The 26,294-nt window shown below is 65.0% G+C and carries 29 protein-coding genes; 14 read left to right on the top strand and 15 right to left on the bottom strand.

What is annotated here, in order from left to right; all coding sequences use genetic code 11:
• The first annotated feature begins 75 nt into the window (after nucleotides 1-75).
• From carA to greA, 3 genes are all read left to right on the top strand, one after another.
• On the top strand, nucleotides 76-1,236 hold the full coding sequence (gene carA / locus LRS08_RS19740; RefSeq protein WP_257845593.1) for a glutamine-hydrolyzing carbamoyl-phosphate synthase small subunit: 1,161 nt from the start codon (nucleotides 76-78) through the stop codon (nucleotides 1,234-1,236).
• A gap of 328 nt (nucleotides 1,237-1,564) precedes the next feature.
• Nucleotides 1,565-4,897, top strand: coding sequence for a carbamoyl-phosphate synthase large subunit (carB, locus tag LRS08_RS19735; RefSeq protein ID WP_260481154.1), 3,333 nt, complete (start codon nucleotides 1,565-1,567; stop codon nucleotides 4,895-4,897).
• A gap of 83 nt (nucleotides 4,898-4,980) precedes the next feature.
• The gene (gene greA, locus LRS08_RS19730) at nucleotides 4,981-5,457 is read left to right on the top strand and encodes a transcription elongation factor GreA (protein ID WP_257845595.1); all 477 of its coding nucleotides are present in this window, start codon (nucleotides 4,981-4,983) and stop codon (nucleotides 5,455-5,457) included.
• A gap of 40 nt (nucleotides 5,458-5,497) precedes the next feature.
• Here the strand turns inward: greA and LRS08_RS19725 are convergent, their stop codons facing one another.
• The 5 genes from LRS08_RS19725 to LRS08_RS19705 all read right to left on the bottom strand — a co-directional run bounded on the left by LRS08_RS19725 (nucleotide 5,498) and on the right by LRS08_RS19705 (nucleotide 7,403).
• Nucleotides 5,498-5,716, bottom strand: a complete 219-nt coding sequence (locus LRS08_RS19725; protein ID WP_257845596.1) for a DUF4170 domain-containing protein — start codon at nucleotides 5,714-5,716, stop codon at nucleotides 5,498-5,500.
• A 120-nt stretch (nucleotides 5,717-5,836) separates the two neighbouring features.
• The gene (locus LRS08_RS19720) at nucleotides 5,837-6,085 is read right to left on the bottom strand and encodes a hypothetical protein (protein WP_257845597.1); all 249 of its coding nucleotides are present in this window, start codon (nucleotides 6,083-6,085) and stop codon (nucleotides 5,837-5,839) included.
• A gap of 79 nt (nucleotides 6,086-6,164) precedes the next feature.
• Nucleotides 6,165-6,524 (bottom strand): hypothetical protein, encoded by a 360-nt coding sequence (locus tag LRS08_RS19715; RefSeq protein WP_257845598.1) that lies wholly within the window; start codon nucleotides 6,522-6,524, stop codon nucleotides 6,165-6,167.
• A complete protein-coding gene (locus LRS08_RS19710) occupies nucleotides 6,521-6,862 on the bottom strand; it encodes a phage holin family protein (RefSeq protein ID WP_257845599.1) in 342 nt (113 codons plus the stop codon). The genes LRS08_RS19715 and LRS08_RS19710 overlap by 4 nt, the downstream gene beginning before the upstream one ends.
• A gap of 19 nt (nucleotides 6,863-6,881) precedes the next feature.
• Nucleotides 6,882-7,403, bottom strand: coding sequence for a hypothetical protein (locus tag LRS08_RS19705; protein ID WP_257845600.1), 522 nt, complete (start codon nucleotides 7,401-7,403; stop codon nucleotides 6,882-6,884).
• Between the two features lie 142 nt (nucleotides 7,404-7,545).
• Here LRS08_RS19705 and eno point away from each other — a divergent pair, with 142 nt between their 5' ends.
• The 6 genes from eno (at nucleotide 7,546) to LRS08_RS19675 (ending at nucleotide 13,489) form a co-directional block, all read left to right on the top strand.
• The gene (gene eno, locus LRS08_RS19700) at nucleotides 7,546-8,823 is read left to right on the top strand and encodes a phosphopyruvate hydratase (protein WP_257845601.1); all 1,278 of its coding nucleotides are present in this window, start codon (nucleotides 7,546-7,548) and stop codon (nucleotides 8,821-8,823) included.
• A 31-nt stretch (nucleotides 8,824-8,854) separates the two neighbouring features.
• A complete protein-coding gene (locus LRS08_RS19695; protein WP_257845602.1) occupies nucleotides 8,855-9,166 on the top strand; it encodes an FtsB family cell division protein in 312 nt (103 codons plus the stop codon).
• Between the two features lie 120 nt (nucleotides 9,167-9,286).
• Entirely contained in the window at nucleotides 9,287-9,976 is a 690-nt protein-coding gene (locus LRS08_RS19690) for a helix-turn-helix transcriptional regulator (RefSeq protein WP_260481153.1), read from the top strand.
• 108 nt (nucleotides 9,977-10,084) lie between these two features.
• Nucleotides 10,085-10,750: a hypothetical protein gene (locus LRS08_RS19685; RefSeq protein ID WP_260481152.1), complete on the top strand. Its 666-nt coding sequence runs from the start codon at nucleotides 10,085-10,087 to the stop codon at nucleotides 10,748-10,750.
• Between the two features lie 269 nt (nucleotides 10,751-11,019).
• Complete coding sequence (gene pdhA, locus LRS08_RS19680; RefSeq protein WP_257845605.1) at nucleotides 11,020-12,081, top strand: pyruvate dehydrogenase (acetyl-transferring) E1 component subunit alpha; 1,062 nt, start codon at nucleotides 11,020-11,022, stop codon at nucleotides 12,079-12,081.
• A 1-nt stretch (nucleotide 12,082) separates the two neighbouring features.
• Nucleotides 12,083-13,489: a pyruvate dehydrogenase complex E1 component subunit beta gene (locus LRS08_RS19675; RefSeq protein WP_257845606.1), complete on the top strand. Its 1,407-nt coding sequence runs from the start codon at nucleotides 12,083-12,085 to the stop codon at nucleotides 13,487-13,489.
• Nucleotides 13,490-13,529: 40 nt separating this feature from the next.
• Here the strand turns inward: LRS08_RS19675 and LRS08_RS19670 are convergent, their stop codons facing one another.
• From LRS08_RS19670 to LRS08_RS19655, 4 genes are read right to left on the bottom strand one after another with little or no spacing between them, the layout of a single operon-like run.
• The gene (locus LRS08_RS19670; protein WP_257845607.1) at nucleotides 13,530-14,177 is read right to left on the bottom strand and encodes a TadE/TadG family type IV pilus assembly protein; all 648 of its coding nucleotides are present in this window, start codon (nucleotides 14,175-14,177) and stop codon (nucleotides 13,530-13,532) included.
• On the bottom strand, nucleotides 14,174-14,803 hold the full coding sequence (locus LRS08_RS19665; protein WP_257845608.1) for a TadE/TadG family type IV pilus assembly protein: 630 nt from the start codon (nucleotides 14,801-14,803) through the stop codon (nucleotides 14,174-14,176). Before LRS08_RS19665 ends, LRS08_RS19670 begins: the two co-directional genes overlap by 4 nt.
• On the bottom strand, nucleotides 14,800-15,747 hold the full coding sequence (locus LRS08_RS19660; RefSeq protein ID WP_260481151.1) for a hypothetical protein: 948 nt from the start codon (nucleotides 15,745-15,747) through the stop codon (nucleotides 14,800-14,802). Before LRS08_RS19660 ends, LRS08_RS19665 begins: the two co-directional genes overlap by 4 nt.
• Nucleotides 15,663-16,853, bottom strand: a complete 1,191-nt coding sequence (locus tag LRS08_RS19655) for a TadE/TadG family type IV pilus assembly protein (RefSeq protein WP_260481150.1) — start codon at nucleotides 16,851-16,853, stop codon at nucleotides 15,663-15,665. The genes LRS08_RS19660 and LRS08_RS19655 overlap by 85 nt, the downstream gene beginning before the upstream one ends.
• 109 nt (nucleotides 16,854-16,962) lie before the next feature.
• On the opposite strand from LRS08_RS19655, the gene LRS08_RS19650 reads away from it, so the two are divergent.
• On the top strand, nucleotides 16,963-17,628 hold the full coding sequence (locus LRS08_RS19650; RefSeq protein ID WP_260481149.1) for a hypothetical protein: 666 nt from the start codon (nucleotides 16,963-16,965) through the stop codon (nucleotides 17,626-17,628).
• 37 nt (nucleotides 17,629-17,665) lie between these two features.
• Nucleotides 17,666-18,145 (top strand): EF-hand domain-containing protein, encoded by a 480-nt coding sequence (locus tag LRS08_RS19645; protein WP_257845611.1) that lies wholly within the window; start codon nucleotides 17,666-17,668, stop codon nucleotides 18,143-18,145.
• Between the two features lies 1 nt (nucleotide 18,146).
• On the opposite strand, the gene trmFO is transcribed toward LRS08_RS19645, so the two are convergent.
• Entirely contained in the window at nucleotides 18,147-19,499 is a 1,353-nt protein-coding gene (gene trmFO, locus LRS08_RS19640; RefSeq protein ID WP_257845612.1) for a methylenetetrahydrofolate--tRNA-(uracil(54)-C(5))-methyltransferase (FADH(2)-oxidizing) TrmFO, read from the bottom strand.
• Between the two features lie 143 nt (nucleotides 19,500-19,642).
• On the opposite strand from trmFO, the gene LRS08_RS19635 reads away from it, so the two are divergent.
• Nucleotides 19,643-20,278: a lysoplasmalogenase gene (locus LRS08_RS19635; RefSeq protein ID WP_260481148.1), complete on the top strand. Its 636-nt coding sequence runs from the start codon at nucleotides 19,643-19,645 to the stop codon at nucleotides 20,276-20,278.
• Here LRS08_RS19635 and LRS08_RS19630 read toward each other — a convergent pair.
• From LRS08_RS19630 to LRS08_RS19620, 3 genes are all read right to left on the bottom strand, one after another.
• Entirely contained in the window at nucleotides 20,254-20,673 is a 420-nt protein-coding gene (locus LRS08_RS19630) for a hypothetical protein (RefSeq protein WP_257845614.1), read from the bottom strand. The two genes, LRS08_RS19635 and LRS08_RS19630, sit on opposite strands and share 25 nt — an antisense overlap.
• A complete protein-coding gene (locus LRS08_RS19625) occupies nucleotides 20,673-21,509 on the bottom strand; it encodes a fatty acid desaturase (protein ID WP_257845615.1) in 837 nt (278 codons plus the stop codon). Before LRS08_RS19625 ends, LRS08_RS19630 begins: the two co-directional genes overlap by 1 nt.
• 76 nt (nucleotides 21,510-21,585) lie before the next feature.
• Nucleotides 21,586-22,134 carry a GbsR/MarR family transcriptional regulator gene (locus LRS08_RS19620; protein WP_257845616.1) on the bottom strand — a complete coding sequence of 183 codons (549 nt, stop codon included), beginning with the start codon at nucleotides 22,132-22,134 and terminating at the stop codon, nucleotides 21,586-21,588.
• 40 nt (nucleotides 22,135-22,174) lie between these two features.
• Between LRS08_RS19620 and LRS08_RS19615 the strand changes: the two genes are divergently transcribed.
• Together LRS08_RS19615 and LRS08_RS19610 are read left to right on the top strand one after the other, a co-directional pair.
• A complete protein-coding gene (locus LRS08_RS19615) occupies nucleotides 22,175-22,564 on the top strand; it encodes a VOC family protein (RefSeq protein WP_257845617.1) in 390 nt (129 codons plus the stop codon).
• A 3-nt stretch (nucleotides 22,565-22,567) separates the two neighbouring features.
• Nucleotides 22,568-23,017: a DUF488 family protein gene (locus LRS08_RS19610; protein ID WP_257845618.1), complete on the top strand. Its 450-nt coding sequence runs from the start codon at nucleotides 22,568-22,570 to the stop codon at nucleotides 23,015-23,017.
• Here LRS08_RS19610 and LRS08_RS19605 read toward each other — a convergent pair.
• Both LRS08_RS19605 and gyrA read right to left on the bottom strand, forming a co-directional pair.
• A complete protein-coding gene (locus LRS08_RS19605; protein WP_260481147.1) occupies nucleotides 23,007-23,354 on the bottom strand; it encodes a DUF952 domain-containing protein in 348 nt (115 codons plus the stop codon). The genes LRS08_RS19610 and LRS08_RS19605 overlap by 11 nt on opposite strands.
• The gene (gyrA, locus tag LRS08_RS19600; RefSeq protein ID WP_260481146.1) at nucleotides 23,351-26,101 is read right to left on the bottom strand and encodes a DNA gyrase subunit A; all 2,751 of its coding nucleotides are present in this window, start codon (nucleotides 26,099-26,101) and stop codon (nucleotides 23,351-23,353) included. The genes LRS08_RS19605 and gyrA overlap by 4 nt, the downstream gene beginning before the upstream one ends.
• Between the last annotated feature and the right edge of the window lie 193 nt (nucleotides 26,102-26,294).

Below are 26,294 nucleotides of genomic sequence, written 5' to 3'. Positions count from 1 at the left end.
CGCGAGGGGGGTAGGGGTCTAGCGGGCAGCGCTTAGCGACATCGCCGGAAAAACTGACAGGAGCGACCTTCTCTGATGGCCGAAGCCACGCCTATTATCGTGCCTGAAGGAGCTACAGGCGTTCTGGTTCTCGCCAGCGGCGAGGTCATCTGGGGCCGTGGATTCGGGGCCGAGGGCGCGGCGGCGGGGGAAGTGTGCTTCCACACCGCGATGACCGGATATCAGGAGATCATGACCGACCCGTCGTTCGCGGGCCAGATGATCTGCTTTACCTTTCCCCATATCGGCAATGTCGGTGCGAACCCGGACGACGTGGAGGCGGACAATCCGCACGCGCTGGGCATGATCGTGCGCGAGGATGTGACCGAGCCGTCGAACTTCCGCAGCGTCGAGCATCTCGACACATGGATGAAGAAGCATGACCGCATCGGCCTGTCGGGGATCGACACCCGCGCGCTGACGCGGCGCATTCGCGGCAAGGGCGCGCCGAACGGCGTGATCGCGCATTCGGCGAGCGGCGAGTTCGACATTCCCGCGCTGATCGCGCAGGCGCAGGCCTGGCCGGGGCTGGAGGGCATGGACCTTGCCATTACCGTCACCACCGAGACCCATTTCGGATGGGAAGGCGGCGTGTGGCGGCTGGGATTTGGCTATGAGGTCGATGGCGATGGCGCGCGGCCGCATGTCGTGGCGATCGACTATGGGTCGAAGCACAATATCTTCCGCAATCTGGTGAAGGCCGGGGCGAAGGTGACGGTGCTGCCCGCGACCGCGACGGCCGAGCAGGTGTTGAGCTTCAACCCCGATGGCATCTTCCTGTCGAACGGGCCGGGCGATCCGGCCGCGACCGGCGCATATGCGGTGCCGGTGATCCGCGAGTTGCTGGCGACGAAGAAGCCGCTGTTCGGCATCTGCCTGGGCCATCAGCTGCTGGCGCTGGCGGTGGGCGCGCAGACGACCAAGATGTTCCAGGGCCATCGCGGCGCGAACCATCCGGTCAAGCGGCTGAGCGACGGGACGGTCGAGATCACGTCGATGAACCACGGCTTCGCGGTCGAGAGCGCGACGCTGCCCGCAGGCGTGGTCGAAACGCATGTGTCGCTGTTCGACGGCAGCAATTGCGGGATCGAGATCGACGGCGGGCGGGCGTTCAGCGTGCAATATCACCCCGAGGCTTCGCCGGGGCCGCAGGATAGTTTCTATCTGTTTGAGCGGTTTGTGGGGATGTTGCGGTGAGGGCTGTTCTAGCGCTCTGGCTTCTTGGCACATACGCAACGGACGCCGCACCTTCGAAGGATATGTCCTATTCGTGGGGGCCGCCCACAACGGGATCGTACTGGGTTCCGAAAGGCACGACGCCGACGAAGATTGATGAGGCGGCAGCGGCGTGCTCAGCAGCTGTCACTGTCGTGGCCATTTTTCACGGGCCGCCCGTTCCTGATAAATATGACGATACTTTCCTTTATAGATTTGAGCCTGCTTCGGATGAAAACTCGCGCATCTGCACGACTGAGCGCCTCGGAGCGATCCCGGAGCTGACCTTGACGGTACAAGAGAAAAAATAATGCCTAAACGCACCGACATCTCCTCCATCCTCGTCATTGGCGCTGGTCCCATCGTGATCGGTCAGGCGTGCGAGTTCGACTATTCGGGCACGCAGGCGATCAAGGCGCTCAAGGAAGAGGGCTATCGCATCGTCCTGGTCAATTCGAACCCGGCGACGATCATGACCGATCCCGAGCTGGCTGACGCGACCTATGTCGAGCCGATCACGCCCGCGGTGGTCGCCAAGATCATTGAGAAGGAGCGGCCCGATGCGGTGCTGCCGACGATGGGCGGGCAGACCGCGCTGAATACTGCGCTGGCGCTGGCGAACGATGGCACGCTGGAGAAGTTCGGCGTCACCATGATCGGCGCGAATGCCGAGGCGATCGACAAGGCCGAGGATCGGCTGAAATTCCGCGACGCGATGGACAAAATCGGGCTCGACAGCGCGCGTTCGGCGATTGCGCACACCGAGGCGGAGGCGCTGGAGGGGCTGGAGAAGGTCGGGCTGCCGGCGATCATCCGTCCGTCCTTTACGCTGGGCGGGACCGGCGGCGGCATTGCCTATAACAAGGAAGAGTTCATCGACATCGTCCGCAAGGGGCTGGACGCATCGCCGACGACCGAGGTGCTGATCGAGGAGTCGCTGCTCGGTTGGAAGGAATATGAGATGGAGGTCGTGCGGGATCGCAACGACAACTGCATCATCATCTGTTCGATCGAGAATGTCGATGCGATGGGCACCCATACGGGTGACTCGATCACGGTCGCGCCCGCGCTGACGCTGACCGACAAGGAATATCAGATCATGCGCAACGCCAGCATCGCGGTGCTGCGCGAGATCGGCGTGGAGACCGGCGGGTCGAACGTGCAGTTCGCGGTGAACCCGAAGGACGGGCGCCTGATCGTGATCGAGATGAACCCGCGCGTGTCGCGGTCCTCGGCGCTGGCGTCAAAGGCAACGGGCTTTCCGATTGCCAAGGTCGCGGCGAAGCTGGCGGTCGGATACACGCTGGACGAGATCACCAACGACATTACCGGCGCGACCCCGGCGAGCTTCGAGCCGACGATCGACTATGTCGTGACCAAGATCCCACGCTTTGCGTTCGAGAAGTTCAAGGGCGCGGAAGCGACGCTGGGCACCGCAATGAAGTCGGTCGGCGAGGTGATGGCGATCGGCCGCAACATCCATGAATCGATGCAGAAGGCGCTGCGCGGGCTGGAGACCGGCCTGTCGGGCTTCAACAATGTCGAGCATCTGCAGGGTGCGCCGCGCGACGTGATCGAGGCGGCATTGGCGCAGCGCACGCCCGACCGGCTGCTGATCGCGGCACAGGCGCTGCGTGAGGGGTTCACGGTGGCCGAGGTGCATGCGCTCGCGGCATACGACCCGTGGTTCCTGGAGCGGATTGCCGAGATCGTCGCGGCGGAGGAAGAGGTGTGCCGGGGTGGCCTGCCGCAGGATGCGGCGGGGATGCGGCGGCTCAAGTCGATGGGCTTCAGCGACAAGCGGCTGGCGTGGCTGGCGCTCCGCTCGGCGAATCTGCGCGAGGGCACCGACGCGATGGCGCGCTCGTCGGGCCTGATCGGGGACGTCGTCAAGGCGATGACCGGCGGGGTGACCGAGGCGGACGTGCGCAAGCTGCGCCACAAGCTGAACGTGCGCCCGGTGTTCAAGCGGATCGACACCTGCGCCGCCGAGTTCGACGCGAAGACGCCGTATATGTATTCGACATATGAGGCCCCGTCCTTTGGCGAGCCCGAGTGCGAGAGCATGCCGACGTCCGCCAAGAAGGTCGTGATCCTGGGCGGCGGGCCGAACCGGATCGGGCAGGGGATCGAGTTCGATTATTGCTGCTGCCACGCCTGCTTCGCGCTGGCGGATGCGGGCTATGAGACGATCATGGTCAACTGCAACCCGGAAACGGTGAGCACCGATTATGACACGTCGGATCGCCTTTATTTCGAGCCGCTGACGGCGGAGGATGTGCTGGAAATCCTGCACGTCGAAATGTCGCAGGGGACGCTGGCGGGGGTGATCGTCCAGTTTGGCGGGCAGACGCCGCTCAACCTGGCGCGCGCGCTTGAGAGTGCGGGCATCCCGATCCTGGGCACCAGCCCCGACGCCATCGACCTGGCCGAGGATCGCGAGCAGTTCGCCGACCTGGTGTCGAAGCTGGGGCTCAAGCAGCCGAAGAACGGCATCGCGCGCAGCCGCGAAGAGGCGATCGCGGTGGCCGAGCGGATCGGCTATCCGGTACTGACGCGCCCGAGCTTCGTGCTGGGTGGTCGGGCGATGGAGATCGTCGATACGGTCGAGCAGCTCGATCACTATATCCAGACCGCGGTTCAGGTGTCGGGCGATGCCCCGGTGCTGATCGACCAGTATCTGCGCGACGCGATCGAGGTCGATGTCGATGCGATCAGCGATGGCGACGATGTGGTCGTTGCGGGCGTGCTGCAGCATATCGAGGAAGCCGGTGTCCATTCGGGCGACAGCGCCTGCTCGCTGCCGCCCTATAGCCTGCCCGACGCGATCGTTGCCGAAATCGAGCGCCAGACCGACGCGCTGGCACGCGCGCTCAAGGTCCAGGGGCTGATGAACATCCAGTTCGCGGTCAAGGACGGCGAGGTCTACCTGATCGAGGTGAACCCGCGCGCGTCGCGCACCGTGCCGTTCGTCGCCAAGGCGATCGGGATTCCCATCGCGAAGATCGCGAGCCGGGTGATGGCGGGCGAGAAGCTGAAGGATCTGCCCAAGATCGACCGGAACATCGACTATGTTGCGGTGAAGGAAGCCGTCTTTCCTTGGGGCCGCTTCCCCGGCGTCGATCCGGTGCTGTCGCCGGAAATGAAGTCGACCGGCGAAGTGATGGGGATCGACCGCGATTTCCCGATCGCTTTCGCCAAGGCACAGCTGGGTGCCAGCACGGTGCTGCCGAGCGGCGGCGCGGTATTCGTCAGCGTCAAGGACGGCGACAAGCCGGTGGTGCTCCCGGGGGTGCGGCTGCTGGTCGAACAGGGCTTTACCATCGTCGCGACCGGCGGGACGGCGGAGTATCTCGCGGCGCAGGGCGTGCCGGTCGAGCGGGTCAACAAGGTCGCGCAGGGTCGGCCGCACATCGTGGACCGGATCCGCGACGGCGATATCGCGCTGATCTTCAACACCACCGAGGGGTGGCAGAGCCTGAAGGACAGCGAATCGATCCGCGCATCGGCGCTGTCGCTGAAGGTCCCGTACTTCACCACGGCCCCCGCCAGCGTCGCCGCATCACAGGCGATTGCCGCCTTGAGTGGCCAGTCCCTTGAAGTCCGCCCCTTGCAGGCTTACTATTCGCAATCGCACAATTGATCCCCCACAACGAAGGTTAGGGTGCGGGCGAGCCAATTCAGGCACGCCGGGGGAAGGGGCTTTGACGAAGGACGCGTGTTGAAATGGCGACGGTCGAGAAGATGCCGATGCTGGCGGAAGGCTATGAGAAGCTCAATGAGCAGCTCAAGGCGCTGAAAGCCGAGCGTCCGCTGATCGTGGATGCCATCGAGGAAGCACGCGCGCATGGCGACCTGTCGGAAAACGCCGAATATCATGCGGCGAAGGAACGGCAGGGCCAGGTGGAGGCGTCGATCGCCGACATCGAGGACAAGTTGAGCCGTGCGCAGATCATCGATCCGCGCGATCTGTCCGGCGACAAGATCGTTTTTGGCGCAACGGTGACGCTGCTGGACGAGGACGACAAGACGGTGAAGTACCAGATCGTCGGCCAGGCCGAGGCGGATGCCAGGACCGGCCGGATCAGCTACAACTCGCCGCTAGGCCGTGCACTGATCGGCAAGATGCTGGGCGAAGAGGTCGAAGTGACCGTTCCCGCTGGCGACCGCTGGTACGAGGTCAACAAGATCGAGTTCATCTGATCGGGTTCCCCTCCCGCATGCGGGAGGGGAGATTGAGTTCTCACCCCTCCGCTTCCGGCTCCATCAGCCGGTGGAGGTGAACCACCACATATTTCATCTCGGCGTCGTCGACCGTGCGCTGCGCGGCACCGCGCCATGCCTTTTCGGCGCTGGCGTAGTCGGGAAAGATACCGACCACGTCGAGCTTGGTCGGATCCTGGAAATCGAGCGTCATCGGGTCGGTTACGCGACCGCCGAAGACGAGGTGCAGCTTGCTCATATATGCTCCCGGGGAATGAGATACCGGAGCGCCTTAGCCGTTATGCTGCATCGCACTCAATACCGTGCGGTGACGGAGGTCTCATCAATCCTCCCCCTGGCGGGGGAGGAGAAGAGATGATTACGCGTCTGCCTTGGCGGACGCAGCGTCCTTTGCTGCGCTGAACGCCGATCCGATGATCTTGCCGATCTGTTCCTTGGCGGCGTCGCGCTGGGGGAGGATCGCGTCAATTTCGGCCTTCCCCGCTTCGCGCGCGGCAGCAGCGGCGGCGGTGGCACCTTCGGCGATGCGCTTGCCCACCGGGGCGAGCAGTTCCTTTTCCTTTTGCAGGCGCGGGACCAGCGCGCCGATCACGACGCCCAGCGCCACGCCGCCGGCGACGATCGCGAGCGGATTCTTCTCGATGCCCTCGGCGCGGTCGGGGGTCGCGGTCTTGCGGGGGGAGTGGTCATGTTGACGATCCTTTCTTCGGACGGGGCTTGGTCCTGGATTTGGGGGTTGCGCTGCGTTTCTTCAAACTCGCCTTGGCCGCTGCGGTTGCACTGCCGACGAGCAGGCGCGTGAGCGGGCGACGGGCGAGGAACAGCAACGCCGCACCTGCCACGGTTGCGACAGTGCGCGGATGGGCGCGGACGGTGGCGACGGTGTCGCGTGCGACGCCGATTGCGACATTTTCCACCGCGTCCTGCGCCAGCGCCATCGGATTGAGCTTGTCCTGCATCCGGCCGAGCGTTCCGAACAGCCGCGCGCGAGCATTGCGGCTGCGCGCTTCGGCTTCGGCCAGGTCGGAGGGAAGAAGGTCGCTCATGGCATGTTCCGGGGGCGGATGGCGCGGCGATAGCGGCGCAGCGCCGCGCGCCCCGCGAGGGCGGCGGCGGCGAGCGCAGAGACGAACACGATCAACGTCGCGGCGGTCGGGCCGACATGCGGCGAGAGGATCAGCACCAGTCCCACGATCAGCGCGATCGCAGCGGAATTGGCGAGCAGAAACACGATCGCGCCGAGGATCAACGCGGCGCGTGCATCCTCCAGCCGGGCGAGAGCGAGCGTCTTCCAATAGCTGATTTCCGCATCGGCAAAGGCGCGCGCATCGGCGACCGCCTGGGCCACCAATGCGCCGATGCTGTCATCATCCCGTTCGTCCACGCACGCCCCCCGTCACCGATTACACCTTGGGGCCGTTGCCCGGATCACCCTTGTCGGCGAGGTCGCCCGCGGCGTCGAGCCCGGACTTGAGCAGGCGGGCGAGGATGAAGCCGACCCCTGCGGCAATGCCGACCGCGACCGCCGGGCTTTTCTTCACGAACTCGCGCGCATCGTCGAGCAGGTCGTCGACCTGCTTGCCACGCAGCGAATCGGCAAGGCCGGAAATCTGGTCGGCGGCGGAACGGGCATATTGGCCATATTGCTCGCCCAACTTCTCATCGACCGTCCCGGCGGCGTCGCGCATCAGGTTCGAGAATTCGTCGAGCGCGCCGGTCGCCTTGTCCTTGCCGGTATCGGCAAAGGAGCGCGCCTTTTCGCCCGCCTGTCCGGCCAGCTTGCTCGCCTCGTCGCGCACGAAGGCGCCGGGTGCGCGCTTGCCTTCTTCGCCCGCTGCGCCGGTGTCCTTGACCGGGCGGGTCGCGACCAGCGCGTCGGTCGCGGGGTCCATGCTCTGATCCTTGGGGAAAGTTTCGTCAGCCATCGCTCGAAATCCTTTTGCTTGTCCAATCGAACAACCACGCCGCCCCATCGCGGTTCCCCGCACGACACGATTTGCCCGACGCCGCCGAACGGGATAGAGGCCCGCGCGACACCGTCATTGCCCAACGTAGGGAGGCCATTTCGTGACCGCAATCATCGACATCCATGCGCGCCAGATTCTCGACAGCCGCGGCAACCCCACGGTCGAGGTCGATGTCCTGCTCGAAGACGGCAGCTTCGGCCGCGCGGCGGTGCCTTCGGGTGCCTCGACCGGCGCGCATGAGGCGGTCGAAAAGCGCGACGGCGACAAGTCGGTCTATCTGGGCAAGGGCGTGCTGGAGGCGATCGAGGGCGTGAACGGCGAGATCGCCGAGGAGATTACCGGCCTCGATGCCGAGGATCAGGCCGAGATCGACTATGCGATGATCGAGCTGGACGGGACCGAGAATAAGGGCCGGCTCGGCGCGAACGCGATTCTGGGCGTCAGCCTCGCGGTCGCCAAGGCGGCGGCGGATGCGCGCGGGCTGCGGCTCTATCGCTATGTCGGCGGCGTTTCGGCGCATGTGCTGCCCGTGCCGATGATGAACATCATCAATGGCGGCGAGCATGCCGACAATGCGATCGATTTTCAGGAGTTCATGATCGTGCCGGTCGGCGCAGACTCGCTGGCCGAGGCGGTGCGCTGTGGTGCGGAGATTTTCCACACGCTGAAGAAGGGCCTGCACGACAAGGGCCTGTCGACCGCAGTGGGCGACGAGGGCGGTTTTGCGCCCAACATCGCGTCGACTCGCGAAGCGCTCGACTTCATCATGGCGAGCATCGAGAAGGCGGGGTACAAGCCCGGCGACGACGTGATGCTCGCGCTCGATTGCGCCGCGACCGAATATTATCGCGACGGCGCATACAAGATGGTGGGTGAGGGCAAGACCCTGACATCGGCGCAAAATGCCGATTTCCTGGCCGATCTGTGCGCGGGCTACCCGATCTTCTCGATCGAAGACGGCATGGCCGAGGATGATTGGGACGGGTGGAAGGCGCTGACCGAGAAGCTGGGCGGCAAGGTCCAGCTGGTCGGCGACGACCTGTTCGTGACCAATCCGAAGCGGCTGAAGCGCGGCATCGATGGCGGCTATGCCAATTCGCTGCTGGTCAAGGTCAACCAGATCGGCACGCTGACCGAGACGCTGGAGGCGGTGAGCCTGGCGCAGCGGTCGTCCTACACCGCCGTCATGTCGCACCGTTCGGGCGAGACCGAGGATGCGACCATCGCCGACCTCGCGGTCGCGACCAATTGCGGGCAGATCAAGACCGGGTCGCTCGCGCGGTCGGACCGGCTCGCCAAGTACAACCAGTTGATCCGCATCGAGGAAGAACTGGGCGATGCGTCGGTTTATGCCGGTCGCGGAATTCTACGGGGTTGATCGCCGACTCGGTTTGCGCGAGATTAACCCTATGAGCCGGTCCACCCCGTTCAACACGATCCTGCGTCGCGCCGGTCTTCCCGCCGTGGCGATCATCCTGATGGGCTTTTTCGCCTATTCGGCGGTGCTGGGTCCGAACGGGGTGCTGGTCTATGGCGACTACAAGCGCCAGCTCGACGTCAAGAAGGCCGAACTCGCCAAGCTGGAGGCGCAACGCGCACAGCTGCGCAACCGGGTGGCGCTGCTCAAGCAGAGCGGCGCCGATCCCGACATGGTCGACGAACTGACCCGCAAGAAGCTCAATGTCGTCCACCCCGACGAGGTGATCGTCACGCTCGATTGAGCGGAGCGGCAGCGCACCAGCGTATCCGCGTCCTTCCCGTTTTGCGAAACCATTTCGGTTGCGGTATAGTCACCGCGGGGTAACCGAAATATGGTGACGCAGAACGTGCACGGCGATGCCGTGACGGAAACGCCCATTGCCGCGACGCGGGGGATCGACCGGCCAGGCATGGCTGGTGGGGTCGACCCGTCTTCACCCACCGCAGCCGCCATACCGGTCTTCGCCGAACAGGCGGCGCAGGTTCAGTCTCTGCTTCAGCAGGCGCTGGCGGCGCGGGTCAGCGGCCTGATCCTGCTTGACGGGGTAGGCAACCCGTCCTTTGTCGACGACGGCGCGCGCGCGATATTGGCGGCGCGAGATGGCCTTCGTTGGGAATGTGACGGGTTTGCCGCCGTGCGGGGCCCCGAAACCCGGCGTTTGTGCCAGATGATATCCTGCGGCCTGTCGCGAGGGCCTGCCGCGCACCCGGCTATGCGGATGCAGATGCTGGTGACCCGGAATTCGGGCTGCCGGCCCTATCTGGTCCGGGTGATCGCGACGTCATGCGGCGAAGTTGTCTGTGCGGTGCACATCTTCGACCTTGGCATCGTGCATCTTCCCGATCCGGTGGTGCTGCGCGAAGTGTTCGGGCTGACCCAGCGTGAAGCCGATCTGGCGATCGAACTGGTGCGGGCAGGGGGATTGGCCTCTGCCGCTGCGGCAGCGGGGATGGCGCACAACACCGCGCGCAATCACCTGCATGGTATATTCGCCAAATGCTGCGTCATGACCCAGGCGGAGGCGGTGAGATTGCTCGCGGCGCTTCCCTGAATGCTGCGATGCGCTGGTCCGAACGGACCAGACGAGGTGAATCGACATGCATCTCACGTCGCCGGATGCTCCCCACCGCCAGATATGGCCGGGAAGAGGGATAGCACTATGAAATCGAGCATATATCCTAGAATTGGCACCGTCGCCGCAGCGTTGGCGATGACGCTGACAACCGCGAGCGCACCAGCGGGAGCACCGGTGCAGGCGGCCGGTCCTGCAAAGGTCGTTCGCGCGATTTGTTGTCGATGTGTCGATGGAAGCCAGCAGTCTGCTTCGATCAACACGCGCACGGCACCATGGACGGTTGCATTGGGGAATGGGGCAGCGCAGGCTGTCAGCAATGTCTCCAACCCCGCTTGGGGCGCTGCCGCTCCGGCGGGATGGGTCGGGCCGGCGACACCGTCGACGGGTACCTATATCTACAAGCTGACGATTGTAGTGCCGAAGTGCGTGATCGGTGGCAAGGTCTCGCTGAAGGGGCGTTTCGGAGCCGACAATAGCGGACAGTTGAGCATCGGCGGCAACGTGGTCGCATCGACCGCCGGCGGTAATCTCGGGTTCCAGGTACCCAATTTCGCCAGCTTCAGCGTCCCGGTCGGCGCGGGAACACATACGATCGAGGTGCGGGTTACGAACCCGCACGGTCCGACCGGAATGATCCTTCAGGGCGCGCTGCTGACCGATTGCCCGAGGTCGCCCGAACTGGGTGCCGCTGCGAGATCTTCGGATGATGCAGTCGCGTGCAGATGCGAGGCCGATAAAGCGAGCGTCTAACATTTAGAGCAACAGAAGGGGGGGCGGAGCCTCTGCCCCCCCTTTACCTGGCGATGATCGGCGCGCTTCGCGCGCCACACGCGATTCCGGTCATCCCAGCTATGAATGCATGGCCCCGCGCTGGCCCCTCGTGCCGCTTTGCCCCCGTGTCCCCGGGCAAGGCCCGCATCCGCCAGACCGTAACGTTAGATGCATTCGTTACTACCGGCGCCAGCCATTGCGCCCGGGGCGATAACCGGCCTATAGGGCCGCTTCCGTCTTTCCCCAGGATGAGGATCATCGTGGCAAAATCCCCGGCCAAGGGCCGCACTATCGAACCGGCTCCGACAAACCGCGAGCGCCCAAACGAACCAAAACGGTACGAGGCATCGAAGGAGGAGCTGCTCGAATTCTATCGCCAGATGCTGCTCATCCGCCGCTTCGAGGAAAAGGCGGGGCAGCTGTACGGCCTCGGCTTCATCGGCGGCTTTTGTCACCTCTATATCGGCCAGGAGGCGGTCGCGGTCGGCCTTCAGTCGGCGCTGGACGGTGACAAGGACTCGGTGATCACCGGCTATCGCGACCATGGCCACATGCTCGCATATGGCATCGATCCCAAGGAGATCATGGCCGAACTGACCGGTCGCGCCGCGGGCATCAGCCGCGGCAAGGGCGGGTCGATGCACATGTTCTCGACCGAGAAGAAGTTCTACGGCGGGCACGGCATCGTCGGCGCGCAGGTTTCGCTCGGCGCGGGCCTTGCCTTTGCGCACAAGTATCGCGGGGATGGTGGCGTCGCGATGGCCTATTTCGGCGACGGCGCGGCGAACCAGGGCCAGGTCTATGAGACCTTCAACATGGCCGAGCTGTGGAAGCTCCCGATCATCTTCGTGATCGAGAACAACCAGTACGCCATGGGCACCAGCGTCAACCGCGCATCGTCCGAGGACCAGCTGTACAAGCGCGGCGAGAGCTTCCGCATTCCGGGCCTCCAGGTCGACGGCATGGACGTGCTGGCGTGCCGTGGCGCGGCCGAGGAAGCGCTGGCATGGGTCCGCGCCGGCAAGGGGCCGATCATCCTCGAGATGAAGACCTATCGCTATCGCGGCCATTCGATGTCCGACCCGGCCAAGTATCGCTCGCGCGACGAGGTCCAGTCGGTGCGCGAGAAGAGTGACCCGATCGAGGGCGTGAAGAAGGAACTGGAGGCGATCGGCGTCAAGGAAGACGAGCTGAAGGCGATCGAGGCCGAGATCCGCAAGGCGGTGAACGAGTCGGCCGACTTTGCCGAGCAGGCGCCGGAGCCGGATCCGGCCGAGCTGTATACCGACGTTCTGGTGGAGACGTACTGAAATGGCGATCGAGCTGAAAATGCCCGCGCTCTCGCCCACGATGGAAGAGGGAACCCTCGCCAAGTGGCTGGTGAAGGAAGGCGATACGATCAAGTCGGGCGATATCATCGCCGAGATTGAAACCGACAAGGCGACGATGGAATTCGAAGCGGTCGATGAAGGCACGCTTGCGCAGATTCTGGTCGCCGAAGGCACCGATGGCGTGAAGGTCGGCACCGTGATCGCGACGATCGCGGGCGAGGGCGAGGATGCTTCGGCACCTGCGCCCGTTGCTGCGAAGGCCGAGGCTCCGGCACAGGAGCAGAAGGCTGCCGAGTCTGAAGCTGGTGAGGATGGCGGCCCGAAAAAGGCCGACAGCGGCACCAAGCAGCTGGCGAGCGACAAGGCGGCGAGCGTCGCCGATCCCGAACTTCCTGCGGGTACCGAGATGGTCAAGACGACGGTCCGCGAAGCGCTGCGCGACGCGATGGCCGAGGAAATGCGCTCGGACGATCGCGTGTTCGTGATGGGCGAGGAAGTCGCGGAATATCAGGGCGCCTACAAGGTGACCCAGGGTCTGCTCGACGAATTCGGTCCGCGCCGCGTGATCGACACGCCGATCACCGAATATGGCTTTGCCGGCATCGGGTCGGGCGCGGCGATGGGTGGCCTCAAGCCGATCGTCGAGTTCATGACGTTCAACTTCGCGATGCAGGCGATCGACCACATCATCAACTCGGCCGCGAAGACAAACTACATGTCGGGCGGCCAGATGCGCTGCCCGATCGTGTTCCGCGGTCCCAACGGCGCGGCGAGCCGCGTCGGCGCGCAGCACAGCCAGAATTATGGCCCGTGGTACGCCAGCGTCCCGGGCCTGATCGTGATCGCGCCCTATGACGCGGCGGACGCCAAGGGGCTGCTCAAGGCGGCGATCCGGTCGGAAGACCCGGTCGTGTTCCTCGAGAATGAGCTGATGTACGGCCGCAGCTTCGACGTGCCCAAGCTCGACGACTGGGTGCTGCCGATCGGCAAGGCGCGCATCGTGCGTGAGGGCAAGGATGTCACGCTGGTCAGCTATTCGATCGGCGTGGGCGTCGCGCTCGAGGCCGCAGAGAAGCTGGCCGAAGAGGGCATCGATGCCGAGGTGATCGACCTGCGCACGCTGCGCCCGCTCGACACCGCAACCGTGCTCAAGAGCCTGAAGAAGACCAACCGCATGGTGGTGGTCGAGGAAGGCTGGCCGGTCTGCTCGATCGCGTCGGAAATCGTCGCGGTGTGCATGGAGCAGGGCTTCGACGACCTCGACGCACCGGTGATCCGCGTGACCAACGAGGACGTGCCGCTGCCCTATGCCGCGAACCTTGAGAAGCTCGCGCTGATCACGGCCGACAAGGTGGTGGCCGGGGTGAAGAAGGTTACATATCGGTGAGAATTGCGCGCTCCTCTCCACCAGGGGAGGGGCGCCCCGATCAGCAAGTCGACGCCGTGACGCCGCTGACCTGATAGACGCCGTTGGTGCCGCCCACCGTGTCGCGGCGGTCCCGCACCATCATCGACGCTTCCTCGCGAAAATTGGTGTTGGGCGCGAGCGACGCCTTCAGCAGCGGCTGATATTCGTAATAGACCTCGACATACATTGTCACGCCGTCGGTCGGCGCGGTGGCGAGGCGTCCGGTCTTGCCCATGCCGTTGAGGTTGGTCGCACCGGCATTGCCGTAAGCCGAAGTCTGCGCGGTCTTCGCGCCGCGGCAGCGTTGCCAGCGGATGCGGTTCTTGCCGCTGTTGGCGGGGTCCGGCTCAAGGCTGGAAATGATGACGCGGCCATGGGTGAACAGACCAAGCTCACCCGACTGAAGGCCGGCACCGGTCAGCAGGTCATTGATATCAGCTTCATTGATCGTCTTGGCTTGCAGCTGGCTGCCCGACCCGATCCGCGCGGCGTTGTCGGCCAGGTGCAACGCAATCTGGCTGATCCGCATCCGGCTGATAATGTAGTTGGTAAGCTCAGCCCCGGTCAGGCTGAGCGCCAGCAGGATCGGCAGCGAGAAGGCGAATTCGAGCATCGCCACCCCGCCCGTGTCGGCGCCCAGACGGCGGAGGGAGCGGAAACGGTTCATGTGCAGTTGCGCACCTGCATCGCGCCATAGTTACCCTGATCGCCAAAGGGCTGGTTGCGCAGCACCGTCGATGCGGTGATCGTGGTGGTGCGCGATCCGCCGATCAGGTTGTAGAAGGGGAACATCCGGGGATAGGTGGCGGAAACCGTGTAGAGCGTTGCGTCTTTCGCACCGCCCTGTCCGGCATTGCCACCGTCGCGATCCCAGACATTGTTGCGGTTGGCGTCCTCATAGGGTTCGCCGGCGTCGCACACGCCATTGCTGTTGGTGTCGGTCCACGTTTCCGCGCGCGCGGCGGCCGCCTCGCTGAAGGTCCGGTAGAAGCGGCGGGTGATGGTGATTGTCGCGTTATTCGCCAACGCCTTGGCCTGAGCCTTCACCTTTTCGTCCAGCAAAGCCTGGGTCGCCGTTTCGCCCCCGCTCTCAAGCGTCGAGTCGCGTGCGGTCTTTTGCACCACGCCCTGCAATGCAGCGCGGGTGTACAGCGTGTGGGCCACGTCGAAGGCGCCGAGCAGGACAAAGCCAAGGACGGGTGCCACCATCGCGAATTCGACGATGGTGGCACCCGACTCGTCGCGCCTGAGCGCGCCGGGGGCGAAGCGACGGAGGGAGAATCGCCGCTTCACTTCGTAAGTCTCAACTGGGAAATCTGGTCCGCGATCGAGCGGAAGGTGTTCTGCAGGTCGGTCGAGTTGCGCGCCGCGAAGTAGCGGCCGGTGGTGGCGCAGCTCTGCATCATCCCTTCGATCGTGGCGCTCTGCGCACCGAACCAGATCACCCACAGCGTGATGTTCTTGTTCTTGACCGCAGTGCAGATGGCCTGAGTCCGGGCGTTTACCTGTTGCGTGATCGTTCCAGTAGTCAGACAGCCGCCGGTCGGCGCGCTTGACGGATCCGTCGTGCGGCGGTCGAGCCAGGGGAAGCCATACGCGGCATAATCGGTGTCGCCGGTACACGCTTCGCCATCGGTCATGAAGATCAGGTGGCGTTCGATCTCACCGCCCTGGGGAGTATATTCATTCTCCGAGCGGAAGATTCCCGTCGGCGACACGAACCGTGCGCCCCAGAGCAGACCGATATCGTGATAGGTGTTGCCGCTCGGAGTCAGCCCGTTGACATAGCTCTCGAAGGTCGAGGCGGTCGGCCAGGACTGGAGCTTCTTGGCCTCTTCCGGACAATAATAGGGGACATTGTTGTAATAGTCGGTCGTCGTCAGCGCCTCGTTCCGGTCGAGCTGGTTCCACGATGTGGTGACGTCGCGTGCGAAGATCGCGCCGGGCAATGCCGGACCCCACAAGGTGGTCGCGTCGCCCGAGTTGGGGACGAGGTCGATGTCGAGATCCTTCGCGCCCGAGGGGATCGGGGCGTAGCTCGCCTGTGAGACGGTCGCGCGCTCCTCGATACACCCGTCCCAGTTCACGCTGCGCGCCGCGCCCTGATAGCCGATCGGCAGGCTGACCGAATTGTTCCAGCTGGTGCCGTTCTTCAGGCCGCTGATATTGTGCGTGATCTGCGCATAGCGCCAGCGGTTGAACGTCTGGACAGTCGTTTCAGTGCCCGTCTGTGGCATGCTGTAATAGCGCAGGAAATATCCGTCTGCGGTGCGCCGCTGGAACCGGCACCGTCCGTCCGTCGAGCGATAGTCCCGATAGCGATACTCGTACCATTCCGCGTTCTCGCGGGTGTACCAGGTGACAGTGCGCGGGTTGCCGCCTGACGTACTTTCGTTGAGTCGACCCGACTCACCCCCCAGCTTGATGTGAGCTCATTGCCGGGCACCTTGGACTGGCAGTCGCTGGTGCTCGACGCGGTGGTGTTGGTGCTGGATGGCGCGTTGTTCCAACTACCTGAATCGTCGCGGTCCCACCCGGTACCCGTCTGCGTGGTCGCGCCGTCGGACCAGATTGTCTGGGTCGTCGTGGTGAACTGCGGCTCGCGCGACTGATAGGGCCAGCTGTCAGCGATATAGGCGGTGGGCAGCAGCTTCCCGACGTTCACATTGGTCGCATAGGGCATGAAGCCGAAGCGGATCTGGACCGTGTTGCTTGTGCCGCCTGACGGCGCACCGCCGACGCAATTCTCTGTTGTGTCGAGCCGGGCGACGGTTTCGTAGAAGCACTTCACCGCCGACTTCAGCGCTTCCATCTTGGTCTGGCTGTCGGTGTTGACCGCCTTGCTCGCCATCGACCCCGTCGTGTCGAGTACGAACATCACATCGGTATTGGGGAGGCGCATTTCGGCGTCGCAGGTGACGCTCAGCGTTTCTGTCGTCTTGCCCAGTACGCGCATCAGCGTCATCGGCAGCGTCGCGCTCGCGACGCCGGTCACCTTGCCGGCGCTTTCGGTGTAGCTCTTGGTCACCGAAGACGCGCCATAGGGCGTCTCCTGGATATTCGCGTCGAAGAAGCGTTCGGCGGCACCGCGCGCGGCGTAGTTGTTGAACGCCCATGTGCCACCGCCCATCTGCTTGCGCCCGGCAAGCGCACCGGCGTCGCAGGCATGTTGCAGCCGTGTCTTGACGATGTACATGCGGCTCAAGTCGACGCCGCCACCAACCATTCCCGCCAAGGGAATCAGCGATGCGGCGACGATGGCAAGCGTGTTGCCGCGCTTGTCGCGCGCAAGCGCGGCCATCGTGGCGCGAGCGCTGGTCACGGTGGTTGGGCGCAACGGCATGATATGGGATCCCCGGTTCCTGCATCTGCTATGCGCGAAGTTGGGCTAACGGGGATTGAAGGCGCATGGTTAACGAAACGATCAGGACTGTGTGGCGCGGAGTAGGCGGGTGATCGATGCCGAGCGCCGCCTGGTGATGACCTATGCGCCAAGCCCCGGGGCTGCGGCGGCGCTCGAAGCGCTGTTGGCGCTCGATGACAAACTCGCCGAAACGCTGCGCACCACGAGCGAGCCGATGCTGGGGCAGATCCGGGTGCAATGGTGGCATGACGCGCTGTCCCGGCTCGACGCCGCGCCGCCGCCGCCCGAGCCGGTGTTGCAGGGCATCGCGCGCGATGTGGTGCGAGATGGCATCACCGGGGCAAGGGTCGCGGAGATGGTCGAGGGGTGGCAGAGCCTGCTCCAGGCCGAGCTGGACGATGCGGCGCTGACGCTGCACGGCGCGCGGGGGCGGACATTGTTCGCGATCGCCGGAGCGGTGGCGGGTGCTGCGGGGGAGCGACCCGCTGGCGCTGGGGGGCGAGGGCTGGGCGCTGGCCGATCTGGCTGGCAAGCTGAGCGATCCCGGCGAGGCAGCGGCGGCGCGCCGGATGGCGGAGGCTGCACTGGACGAAGCCTGCGGTGCCCCTTGGAGCCGGAATGGCCGGGCGCTGGGGGCGATGGCGCATCTGGCGCGGATGGAGCTTGCGGGCGTCGCGCCGGGTTCGCCGCAACGGACGGGACGGGTCTTGTGGCACCGAATAACCGGGCGGTGACGGCTTGCTGCCGCTGCTGAAGGCGTTAGCCTGTCGCGGCGACAGGGGAGAGTCGGCATGTGGCGATATTTTGCGGGCGGCCTCGCGGCGCTGTTGATGGCCGGGGCTGGGGTGTTTCTGTTCCAGGGAAGTGCGACCCGTGAACCGCTGCCTTCGCCTCCGCCAGCCAAGGCCGCGCAGAGTGGCGAGGCTGTCGAGGAGGTTGCCGAGGTTCCGCAAGCCCCCGACCGAACCCGGGAGGAGAAGCGGTTTGACCGCAATGACAAGGACAAGAACGGGCTGATTTCGCTGGCCGAATTGCAGCAGCCGCGGCGCAAGGCCTTTGCCAAGCTGGACAAGAATGGCGACGGACGGCTGTCGTTCGAGGAATGGTCGGTGCGGACCAGCGACAAGTTCGCCGCCGCCGACAAGGACAAGTCCGGCACGCTGACCCGCGCTGAATTTGCCACCACCGCGCCGAAGCGCAAGCCCAAGACCACCCCGCGCTGCGACTGCCGGGCCGAGGTGGCCAAGGCGCTGGCCGAGGCGGAGGAGTAGCTCAGGCCGCTTTCAGCCACTCCGCGAACGCCGCGCGGGCGCGGGCGGTGTAGAGGAGTTTGCGGTCGGCCTTTTTCGTTCGCCCCTCGATCGGCGGCATCAGGCCGAAATTGACGTTCATCGGCTGATAGGTTTCGACCTCTGCCGCGCCCGTAATGTGGCCGAGCAGCGCGCCGAGCGCGGTTTCGACCGGGGGTGGCGTCAGGTTACGGCCGAGGATTTCCGCCGCGGCGAAGCGGCCCGCAAGCAGGCCGATGGCGCTGCTTTCGACATAGCCCTCGCACCCCGTCACCTGCCCGGCAAAGCGGATATGCGGGCGGCTCTTCAACCGCAGGGTCGCGTCGAGCAGCTCGGGCGAGCGGATGAAGGTGTTGCGGTGGAGGCCGCCGAGCCGGGCGAACTCGGCATTTTCGAGGCCGGGGATGGTGCGGAACAGGCGCACCTGCTCGGCATATTTGAGCTTGGTCTGGAAGCCGACCATGTTCCACAGCGTGCCGGTGGCATTGTCCTGCCGTAGCTGGACGACGGCATAGGGCCAGCGGCCGTTGGGAAATTCGTCACACGCGGTCCGCGGATCGTCGAGCCCGACGCCCTTCATCGGGCCGTAGCGCAAGGTGTCGACACCGCGCTCCGCCATCACCTCGATCGGCATGCAGCCTTCGAAATAGGGGACGTTCTCCCAGTCCTTGAACTGCGTCTTTTCGCCGTCGAGCAGGCCCTGATGAAAGGCCAGATACTGGTCCTTGGTCATCGGGCAGTTGATGTAATCCTTGCCATTGCCGCCGGGCCCCACCTTGTCCCAGCGCGACTGGAACCACGCCTTGTCCATGTCGATGCTCTCGAAATGGACGATCGGGGCGATGGCGTCGAAGAATGCGAGCGCGTCGCTGCCGGTGGCGGCGCCGATGCTGTCGGCGAGGCCGGGGGCGGTGAGCGGGCCGGTGGCGACGATCGTCAGCCCCTCGACGGGAAGCTGGTCGATGCGTTCGCGGACGATGGTGATGTTGGGGTGGGCTTCGAGCGCGGCGGTCACACCTTGCGAGAACAGGTCGCGGTCAACCGCCAGCGCCGAACCGGCGGGAACCTTGTGCTCGTCGCCCTTGGCGATGATCAGGGAGCCGAGGTCGCGCATCTCCTGATGCAGCAGCCCCACCGCATTGCGCTCGGCATCGTCGGAGCGGAAGCTGTTCGAGCAGACGAGTTCGGCAAGGCCATCGGTCTGGTGCGCCGGGGTCATGTCGCCAGACCCTCGCATTTCGGACAGCTTCACGCGGATACCGGCTTGGGCGAGCTGCCACGCCGCTTCCGACCCGGCGAGGCCGCCGCCGATGATATGGACTAAATGGGCATTCATAGAATTCGAGCCTGACACCCGGTGGTGGGGAAACTTACAAAAATGGAGGGTTGTCATGCGCGCGCTTGACACATGTCCGGTGGTGCCGGACGCCTCTGTCGATGCCCTTACGCCAAGGCGGGGCTTGTAGGAAAGGGTATGGGATGGGGTGGCTGTTCGGGGCGGCTGTGGTCGCGGGGGCGAGCTATTGCCTGGAGGCATGGGGGCTGGTCGAGCCGGGTGCGTGGGGGCCGGTGTGGAAGACGAGCGGCGTGGCATTGCTGGCGATCTGGGCGGCGACGCGGGCGCGGGGCACGGACGGGTGGTTGTTGACGGGGGCGCTGGCGTTGGGGGCGTTGGGCGATTTGTTGCTAGAGACGCACGGGCTGGTCGTCGGCGGCGCGGCATCTGCGGCGGGGCATCTCGTGGCGTGCGTGCTGTATTGGCGCAATCGGCGGGAGGCGCTGACGCCGAGCCAGCGGGCTTTCGGGTGGTTGCTCGCTCCGGCGACGATCGGGATTGCGGCGCTGTTTGCTGCGCCTACGGGTGGGGCGGTGCAGGCTGGAGCCTATTCGGCGTTTCTGGGCGTGATGGCGGCGCTCGCCTGGACCAGCCGCTTTCCGCGCTATCGCGTCGGGCTGGGCGCGGTGTTGTTCGTGGCGTCGGACCTGCTGATTTTCTCACGCTTCGGGCCGCTTGAAGGATCGGCGATCCCGAGCCTGTTGATCTGGCCCACTTACTTCGCAGCGCAGGCGCTGATCGCGTGGGGGGTGAGTCAGGCATTGTCCACGGACCAGTAGGTGCCGCGCCGGACAATCAGGGCGCAGATGCCCCCCGTGAACGCCATCAGGGCATAATGCTCCCAGCTGCTGGGTGTGCCGGGAATATCGAGCGGGAGGACGAGCGCCATGCCCAGCATCGCACCCGCTCCAGCCCAGATTTCGCGTCCGCGCGTTCGAGGCCATTTGACGCCGGCAAACGCCATGGCCGCTCCACCGACAACAATCGGGACGGCAGAGATCAACATGCCAATTGCTATAGACATCATCAGGACAGGGATGATGGTGAAAAGCCAGATAGGATCGAATGCGCCCGGATCGACCAAGAGGCTACCAAAGGTAACCGCGAGAACGAAGATCGGACCAGCGGCGAGCACCGCCCGAGCAACACCGCCCAAATAGGTAACACGACGCATTATTTTACTTCCTTCATCGCGTGAAATCCAAGCCGAACAGGCACCACCATCTTTGCCCCCAGCATTGGCGCAGCATTATCGATCCGCTCAGCGAGGAGCGGCAGGCGGCTCACCGGGACGGCCGGGAACAAATGGTGCTCCAGGTGGAAGAACATGTTGTAGCTGACGAGGTTGAGCAGGCGGCCGCGCTGCGTGCGGGCGATCAGGGCGCCGTCGCAGCCATGATGGGTGATCCACACCGCGAAGAAGGCGGTGAGGCACTGGGCGGTGACCATTGCGGCGATATGGTAGAGCAAAGGCGGGGACAGGGTCGCGAGCGCGGTGCCGATCACGGCGAGGTTGAGCGTCAGGTCGATTGCCATGCGCCGCCGCAGGACCGGGCCGCCGTTGCGCCAGCCATAGAGATGCGTCTCGAGCGGAAAGCGCGGGCCGAAGCACAGCACCTGCCACAGCGTCATCTGGCCGCAGCGGCCCTCGATATCGTCGTCGGTCCCGACCTTGCTGTGATGGTGGAGATGGTTGAACGCGACCGAGCTGTTGGAGCCGAGCATCACCGCGCTGAGCGCGTGGAGGACGACGCGGTGACCGCTCGGCCCGAAGCCAAGATTATGGTGGATCGCCTCATGGTTCAGCCGCAGCGCGGTGAGGAAGAACAGGAAGGAGGCGAGCGCGGCGAGCGGCCAGATGCCGAATGCGGCAGCGGTCAGCGAAACGGCGAGCCAGGGGATCGGGTGGAGGCACTCGACCAGCCCATCGCGCGGACGCATCGCCACCAGATCGCGCCAGGCTACGTGGCGGAGCGCGGGGTCGATCGTGTCGAGATGGTGCCGTGCCATGTCGCTTCTCCCTTGCTGTTATTTCTGTAAGATCAGAAACTGATGGATATGCGTTGTCGCCGGATGGAGTGGGTGGTCAGTCCTTCTTTGAAGCGCCGGGAATGAACCGCGCGACCTTGCCGCCCAGCTTCATCAGCGTGACGAGCGTGGGCTTGGGCAGGACGCGGACCTGGTCGTACCATCCGCCGAGGGTGCCGATGAATTCGTGCATCCGCGTGACGCGTTCGCGCACCTGCGGCGGGGCGGATTTGTCGGCGGCGAGGCGCTGGGCGAGTTCGCCGAGCAGCTGGACGGTCGGGTCGATCTCGCGCCGCTTGCGCTCGGCGACGATGCGCATGAGCATGTCCCACAGATCGGTCTCCGCCACGAAATGGTCGCGGCGGTCGCCCTCGACATGGACGCGGCGGACGATGCTGTAGCCCTGTAGCTCTTTCAGACCCGTGGAGACGTTCGAGCGGGCGAGGCCGAGCGCCTCGACGATCTCTTCGGCATGGAGCGGGCGATCGGCGAGGTAGAGCAGGGCGTGGATCTGCGCGACGGAGCGGTTGACGCCCCAATGCGTTCCCATCTCACCCCAGTGGAGGATGAAGGCTCTTGCGTCGGGATGCTCTGCGAAGCGGGCCATGATGTAATTTCTGTAATTACAGAAATAAAGAGAGTCAATCATGATCGATCATATGGGTGTGGCGGTGCGCGACGCGGCGCGGTCCAGGGCATTTTACGAGGCGGCGCTGAAGCCGCTGGGGATGAAGTGCCTGACCGAGGTGCCGGCGGAGGAGAATGGATCGGGGGGTGCAGCCTATGGCTTTGGCGTCGAGGGCGGCGGCGAGTTCTGGGTGGGCGACAATGAGAAGGTCGGAGAGGGGACGCATGTCGCGTTCCGCGCCGCGACGCGCGCGCAGGTCGATGCATTCCACGAAGCGGCGATCGCAGCGGGCGGGCGCGATCATGGCAAGCCGGGGCTGCGGCCAAATTATGGGCCGAACTATTATGCGGCGTTCGTGTACGATCCCGACGGGATTAATCTGGAGGCGGTGTGCTACGCCGAGGAGTAGGCGATGAAGGTGTTCACCATCGGCTATGAGGGCGCGACGGTCGCCTCGTTCCTTGCAGCGCTGGAGCGGGCGGGGGTGCGGCAAGTGATCGATGTGCGGCAGCTGCCGCTATCGCGGCGGCCGGGCTTTTCGAAATCCTCGCTGGGCGCAGCACTGGCCGAGCGGGGGATCGGCTATGTGCACCTGAAGGCACTGGGCACACCAAAGCCGGGGCGCGATGCCGCGAAGAAGGGCGATCGGCGGACACTGGAGTCAGTTTATGCCAGGCAGCTCGAATTGCCCGAGGCGCAGGCGCAGGCGGCGCGGATGCGCGAGTTGATCGCGGAGACGCCGAGTGCGTTGCTGTGCTTCGAACGCGATCCGGGGATGTGCCACCGGACGCTGTTGCTCGATGCGGAGGGTGAGGGGGTCGAGGTGGTCGATCTGTTCGCCGACGACGCGCTCAGCCGGTGACCGGCAGCGCGACCGATCCGTCCTCCGCGCGTTCGAGCGGCGAATAAGCCACCACCGTCTCGAGCGTCAGTGCGCCGTAGAGGTGGGGGAATTCCGCGCCGCCGCGCGACGCTTCCCATTTAATCGCGTCGCCCAGCGCCTCCAGGTCGACCGCCGCAACCCACAGATCGGGCTGGTCGGCGAAATGCTTGTCGACCGTCTCGGTCAGCTGGGCGGCGGTGGAGAGGTGGATATAGCCGTCCTGGATGTCGATCGGCGCGCCGTCGAAGCTGCCCGCTTCAAGGTCGGCCATCTGGGGGGCGGTCAAAACCTTGTAGGCGGTTGTCGGGCGGGTCATTCGCCGCCCTCCGTCCCCGAAGCGAGGTCGTCGCCCGGGGTTGCGTCGGGAACCGGAGCGGTTTCGGTATCGCCATCGGCCAGATTGACCTCGGCATCCTCTTCGCTCTCCTCGATCCGCGCGGCCGAGACGACATGTTCGTCCTGCGCGACGTTGAACAGCCGCACGCCCGCCGAACCGCGCCCGATGACGCGCAGCGAGCTGAGCGGAAGGCGGATCATCTTGGCCTGATCGGTCACCAGCATCAGCTGGTCCGACTGGGTTGCCGGGAAGCTGGCGAGCACCGGGCCGTTGCGGGCGATATTGTCGATATTGGTGATGCCCTGACCGCCGCGACCGGTGCGGCGATATTCATAGGCCGAGGACAACTTGCCATAGCCATTGGCGCAGACCGTGAGGATGAACTGCTCCTTGGCGCGCAGTTCCTCGAACCGTTCGGGCGACAGGTCGGGCTCGCCTTCCTTCTCCGCCTTCCACGGGGCGAAGCGCAGATACGCCTCGCGCTCTTCGGCAGTGGTGCCGACGCGATGCAGGATCGACAGCGAGATGACCTGATCGTCGCCCAGCAGGCGCATGCCGCGCACGCCGGTCGAGTTGCGGCTCTGGAACTCGCGGACCTCGTCGCCGGCGAAGCGGATCGCCTTGCCCGCGCGGCTGGCGAGCAGGACGTCGTCGCCCTCGTCGAGAAGCGCGACGCCGATCAGGCGATCGTTCTCATCCTCGCCCTCGAACTTCATCGCGATCTTGCCGTTCGACGGCACGTTGGTGAAGGCGTCCATGCTGTTGCGGCGGACATTGCCCTTCGCGGTCGCGAACATGACGTGGAGCTTGCCCCACTCCGCCTCATCCTCGGGCAGCGGCAAGACGGTCGAGATGGTTTCCCCGGCGGCGAGCGGGAGAAGGTTGACCATGGGACGGCCGCGCGTATTCGCTCCACCTTCGGGCAGGCGCCACACCTTCATGCGATAGACGCGGCCCAGGGTCGAGAAGAACAGCACCGGCGTGTGGGTCGAGGTGACGAACAACTCGGTGACGACATCCTCGTCCTTGGTCGCCATGCCGGCGCGGCCCTTGCCGCCGCGTGCCTGGGCGCGGAAGGCGTCGAGCGGAGTGCGCTTGATGTACCCCTGCATCGTCACGGTGACGACCATGTCTTCGCGTTCGATCAGGTCCTCGTCCTCGATCCCGTCGGCGGCGGCGGCGATTTCGGTGCGGCGCGGGGTAGCGTACTGGTCGCGAACGGCGACGAGTTCCTCGCGCAGCACTTCGTAGAGCTTGGCGCGATTGGCGAGGATTTCGAGCAGCTCGGCGATCGAATCGGCGAGTTCCTTGAGTTCGTCGCCAATCTCGTCGCGGCCCAGCGCGGTGAGGCGGTGGAGGCGCAGGTCGAGGATCGCGCGGACCTGGATGTCCGACAAGCGATAGGTGTCGCCGGTGATCTCGGTCTCGACCGCTTCGACGAGGCGGATGTACTGGGCGATCTCGGCGATCGGCCAGTCGCGCATCAGCAGCGATTCGCGTGCCGCAGCGGGGCTGGACGAGCCACGGATGATGCGGACGACTTCATCGAGGTTGGTGACCGCGATGACCAGGCCGAGCAAGATGTGCGCGCGGTCGCGGGCCTTGGCGAGTTCGAACTTCGAGCGGCGGGTAATGACCTGCTCGCGGAACTTGACGAACGCCTCGACGATGTCGCGCAGGTTGAGCAGTTCGGGGCGCCCGCCGCGGATCGCGAGCATGTTTGCCGGGAAGCTCTGCTGCGCCGGGGTGTTGCGCCACAGCTGGTTGAGCACGACTTCGGGCGTGGCGTCACGCTTGAGGTCGATGACGATGCGCACGCCCTCACGCGACGATTCGTCGCGGATGTCGCTGATTCCCTCGACCCGCTTTTCCTTCGCCGCCTCGGCGATTTTTTCGACGAGCGCGTTCTTGCCCTGCTGGTACGGGATTTCGGTGAGGACGATCGAGCGGCGCTCGCCGCGCTGTTCGGTGATGTAGCGGCTGCGCACGATGATCGAGCCGCGGCCCGACTGATATGCGTTGCGACAACCCGAACGGCCGAGGATCTGCGCGCCGGTCGGGAAGTCCGGGCCGGGCACGATCTCCATCAGCTCTTCGATCGTGATCGCGCCATTGTCGATATAGGCAAGGCAGGCATCGACCACTTCGCCGAGATTGTGCGGCGGGATGTTGGTCGCCATGCCGACCGCGATGCCGCCTGCGCCGTTGACGAGCAGATTGGGGTAGCGGGCGGGCAGGACCGTCGGCTCGCTTTCGGAGCCGTCGTAATTGTCCTGAAAGTCGACCGTGTCCTTGTCGATATCGTCGAGCAGCGACATCGCCACCTTGGCGAGGCGCGCTTCGGTGTAACGCATCGCCGCGGGGGGATCGGGGTCCATCGACCCGAAATTGCCCTGGCCGTCGATCAGCGGCACCCGCATCGCCCAGTCCTGCGCCATGCGCGCCATTGCGTCATAGATCGAGCTGTCGCCGTGCGGGTGATATTTACCCATCACGTCACCGACCAGGCGGGCAGACTTGCGATACGCCTTGCCGGGCAGATAGCCGCCCTCCTGCGCCGCGTAGAGGATACGGCGGTGGACGGGCTTCAGGCCGTCGCGGACATCGGGCAGCGCGCGCGCCACGATCACGCTCATCGCGTAATCGAGGTAGCTGGTCTTCATCTCATCGACGATGGAGATGGGGGTGATATCGGAAGGGTCCGCGAGGACGGTCTCGTCGGTCAAGAATCGGTGCTTTCGAAGGGTTGTTTCAGTGTTGTGACCGCTCTAGCGGGGCGGTGGCTACCTGCCAACCCCGCGCGCTCGCACGCGCGCGCACGCGAGGGCTGGCGGGCCGCGTATCATTTCGGGAGCCGGAGCGTTCAAAAAGCGTTCAGCGAGCCTGTGCGAGCGGCTGATCGCCTATACACCGCCTTGA

The sequence above is a fragment of the Sphingomonas sp. J315 genome (assembly GCF_024666595.1).
Classification (GTDB): domain Bacteria; phylum Pseudomonadota; class Alphaproteobacteria; order Sphingomonadales; family Sphingomonadaceae; genus Sphingomonas.
The sequence above is the reverse complement of the archived record's forward strand: the minus strand, read 5'-3'. Positions and strand labels throughout refer to the sequence as shown.